Source organism: Streptomyces sp. MZ04 (assembly GCF_004684775.1).
In the GTDB taxonomy this organism is placed as follows: domain Bacteria; phylum Actinomycetota; class Actinomycetes; order Streptomycetales; family Streptomycetaceae; genus Streptomyces.
In genome coordinates, this window is record NZ_SRIC01000475.1 from 1 (window position 1) to 3,685 (window position 3,685).

Genomic DNA, 3,685 nt, shown 5'->3' on the forward strand with positions numbered 1-3,685 from the left:
CCCGCCCCCCAGAGCCGCCGAGCCCGGCGCCCAGGACTCCCTCTTCGAGCCGTCCCCCGTGTCGTCCCTCCCCTTCGACGCCCTCCTCGAGGTGTATGCCGAGCAGCAGCGAAGACACGCGGCCACCGAGCACCCCGGCCGGATGCGGCTGCTCACCGCGGCCGAGTCGGCGGGCATGCTCGTGGCCGCCGAGATGAACGTCGCGGGCCTCCCCTGGCGCGCCGACGTCCACCACGCCCTGCTCACCGAACTCCTCGGCGAGCGGTACGCGGGCGGCGGGCGCAACGCGGGAGCCGCCGAACCGCGCCGCCTCGCCGAACTGGCCGACGAGGTCTCCGCCGCCTTCGGCCGCCGCGTACGCCCCGACCTGCCCGCCGACGTCATCAAGGCGTTCGCGCAGGCCGGCATCAAGGTCAAGTCCACCCGGCGCTGGGAGCTGGAGGAGATCAAGCACCCCGCCGTGCAGCCGCTCATCCAGTACAAGAAGCTGTACCGCATCTGGACCGCGCACGGCTGGAGCTGGCTCCAGGACTGGGTGCGCGACGGCCGCTTCCGCCCCGAGTACACACCGGGCGGCACCGTCACCGGCCGCTGGACCACGAACGGCGGCGGCGCCCTGCAGATCCCCAAGGTCATCCGGCGCGCGGTCGTCGCCGACCCCGGCTGGCGGCTCGTCGTCGCCGACGCCGACCAGATGGAGCCGCGGGTCCTCGCCGCGATCTCGCGCGACCGGGGCCTGATGGAGGTCGCGGGGAGCGACGAGGACCTCTACACCCGCCTCTCCGACCGCGCGTTCGCCGGCGACCGCGACCACGCCAAGATCGCCCTCCTCGGCGCCGTCTACGGCCAGACCTCCGGCGACGGCCTGAAGAACCTGGCGGCACTGCGCCGCAGATTCCCCGCCGCCGTCGCGTACGTCGACGACGCGGCGAAGGCGGGCGAGGAGGGCAGGCTCGTACGCACCTGGCTGGGCCGCACGAGCCCGCCCGCGGCCGGTGCCGGCGACTTCGAAGAGGCGGGCATCCCGCAGGAGGACGTATCTGAACTGCCCACCCAGGACGGCGAGTTCACTCCCGGATACGCCTCGACGAACGCCCGCGCCCGCGGCCGCTTCACCCGCAACTTCGTCGTCCAGGGCAGCGCGGCCGACTGGGCCCTGCTGATGCTGGCCGCGCTCCGCCAGGCCATCCATACGTCCGGACTCCGCGCCGAGCTGGTCTTCTTCCAGCACGACGAGGTGATCGTGCACTGCCCCGAGCAGGAGGCCGCCGCGGTCGTGACGGCGATCAGGGAGGCAGGGGAGCTCGCGGGCCGCATAGCGTTCGGCGAGACGCCGGTGCGGTTTCCGTTCACCACGGCCGTGGTGGAGTGCTACGCCGATGCGAAGTAGGCCTCGCACCAGGCCTCGCACCAGGCCTCGTACCAGGCCTCGCACCAGGCCTCGTACACATCGAGGCAAGTTCCTTACGCGTCAGCCCTGTTGAGGCACCGGGACGCCTTCTGCGCCCTCCGAGCCCGCCGCAAGCAGGCCCTTGAGCTCGCCCACCACCTCGCTGCTGTCCGTGCCGTCGAGCGCCGCCAGCGCCGCCTCCCATTGCGCGTACGCCTCTTCGACGTGCCCGTCGGCGTACAGCAGAAGTCCGCGCTGATGGCGGGCGAGGCCCGCCCGATGGTTGTCGGCCCGTGCCTCCGCGCGGTCCAGGAGGTCGTCGCACTCACGCACCGCGTCGCATGTGCGGGACAGCTCGCGCAGGGCCCGCACCGTTCCGAGGCGCACCCTCGACTCGTTGTGCCAGTCCTCGGCCTCGTCGTGGATGCGCAGGCTCTCCTCGAAGTGCGTGAGCGCGGCGGCCGGTTCGCCCAGGGCGAGGAACGAGTAGCCGATGTCGCAGTGCGCCTCCTGCCGGACACCGACGTGGCCCTCCGCCTCGCCGATGGCCAGGCTGCGCTTGTGGCAGTCGATCGCCGCGCGCGCGTCGGTGTGCTCGTAGATGTTGCCGAGGTTGCTGAGGGCGAACGCCTCGCTCAGCGGGTCGTCCAGGGCCTTGGCGAGGTCCATGCTCTGCCGCAGTGCCTCCGCCGCCTCGTCGTAGCGGCCGAGGGCCTCGAGCAGGAGGCCGCGGTTGATGACGCCCCGGTGGACGCACGAGACGTGGTCGAGTTCCCGCCACAGGACCAGCGCCTCGTCGATCCGCTCCAGCGCCGCGCCGCTGCGCCCCGACACGTAGTTGAGGCCCGCGAGGTCGGTGAGGGCCTGCGCCTCGCCCTCGCGGTCGCCGGTGCGCCGGGCCGCGGTCACGGCGAGCCGGGTCAGCAGGTCCGCCTCGGCGAGGCGGCCACGGCGTTTGAGGTACGAGAAGATGCAGCGGACCAGGACGGGGAGCAGGGCGGACGAGCGGCCGTAGCGGTCGGCGACGGCGATGACGTTCGCGAGCTCCGTGTCACCCCAGGCGAAGGCCTGGTCGGTGGTCATCGGAGACACGGCCCCGGCCGCCCGGCCCCCGGAGCCGTCCCCGGATCCGTCCCCGGAGCCGTCCGTGCGGGGAGCGGACAGCCGTTCCACCACCCCCCGCATCCGGTCCACGCGGTCCAAACCGTCCGGCATGATCGCGAGCAGGCTCTGCAGTGCCGACTCCGCGTACCAGTGCAGCGCCGACTCCGCCACGTCCGTGCCCATGACCCCGCAACCGTTCTGGCGGGCCGCCTCCCTCGCGAAGTCGCGTACGAGGTCGTGCGGGGCGTACCGGCCGTAGGCAGTCTCGTCGAGCAGCGCGACGTCGACGAGACGGTCGAGAGCGGCCTCGGCGCGCCGTTCCGCGACCCCCAACAGCCGGGCGAGGAGCGGCACTCCGTACGTCGGCAGGTCGAGCGCGCCGATCCGGGCGAGGGCGGCGGCGGCGTCCTGATCGGCCTCGCGCTCCGAGCCGCACAGCGCGTCCAGGGCGACCTCGAGGGAGCGGCGCACGCTCAGGTCGTCGTGTTCGAGGTGGTGAAGGCGTCCGTCGCTCGCGGCGAGGAGTTCGGCGAGCGCGTCCGGGGTGAGCGCGCGGCGGGCGGCGAGCCGGGCCGCGACGATGCGCAGGGCCAGCGGAAGCCGCCCCGCGAGTTCGACCAGGGGGTGCCCGGCATCAAGACCCGCACGCCCGGAGACGGCACGCAGCAGCGCGGCACTGTCCCTGCCGGAGAGCGGCTCCAGCGGGAAGCGGCCCGCGCCGTCGAGCGCGGCGAGCGGGGAGCGGCTGGTGACGATGACCGCGCAGCCCGACCCGGCGGGCAGCAGCGGCCGCACCTGCGCGGCGGTCGCCGCGTCGTCCAGGACCATCAGGGTGCGGGTGGGCGCGAGCAGCGAGCGGAGCAACGCCGATGCCGCGTCCGGATGTTGGGGGCTGCGCTGCGGCTCCACGCCCAGGTCGCGCAGGAGCGCGGCGAGCGCCTGGTCCGGGGTGAGGGGCGTCATGCCGGGCGTCGCCCCGTGCAGGTTGACGTAGAGCTGCCCGTCCGGGAAGCGCTCGCGCAGCCCGTGCGCCACATGCAGGGCGAGCGCGCTCTTGCCGACGCCGGCCATGCCGGAGACGACGGCGACGGGGGGCGTGCCCTCTTCGTCGCCGTCCCCTGCGAGCAGTCGCGAGAGGGCGTACGTCACATCGGTACGGCCCGTGAAGTGCGGCGGGGAAGGCGGGAGTTG

General features: G+C 73.8%; 2 protein-coding genes. One reads left to right on the plus strand and one right to left on the minus strand.

Features of this window, described 5'->3' with window-relative positions:
* Window positions 1-1,390: bifunctional 3'-5' exonuclease/DNA polymerase (locus tag E2651_RS42035; RefSeq protein ID WP_135336533.1), on the plus strand; the 1,390-nt coding region annotated here is incomplete at its 5' end.
* A gap of 81 nt (window positions 1,391-1,471) precedes the next feature.
* On the opposite strand, the gene E2651_RS42040 is transcribed toward E2651_RS42035, so the two are convergent.
* The coding region (locus E2651_RS42040) for a tetratricopeptide repeat protein (RefSeq protein ID WP_135336534.1) at window positions 1,472-3,685 on the minus strand (2,214 nt) is incomplete at its 5' end.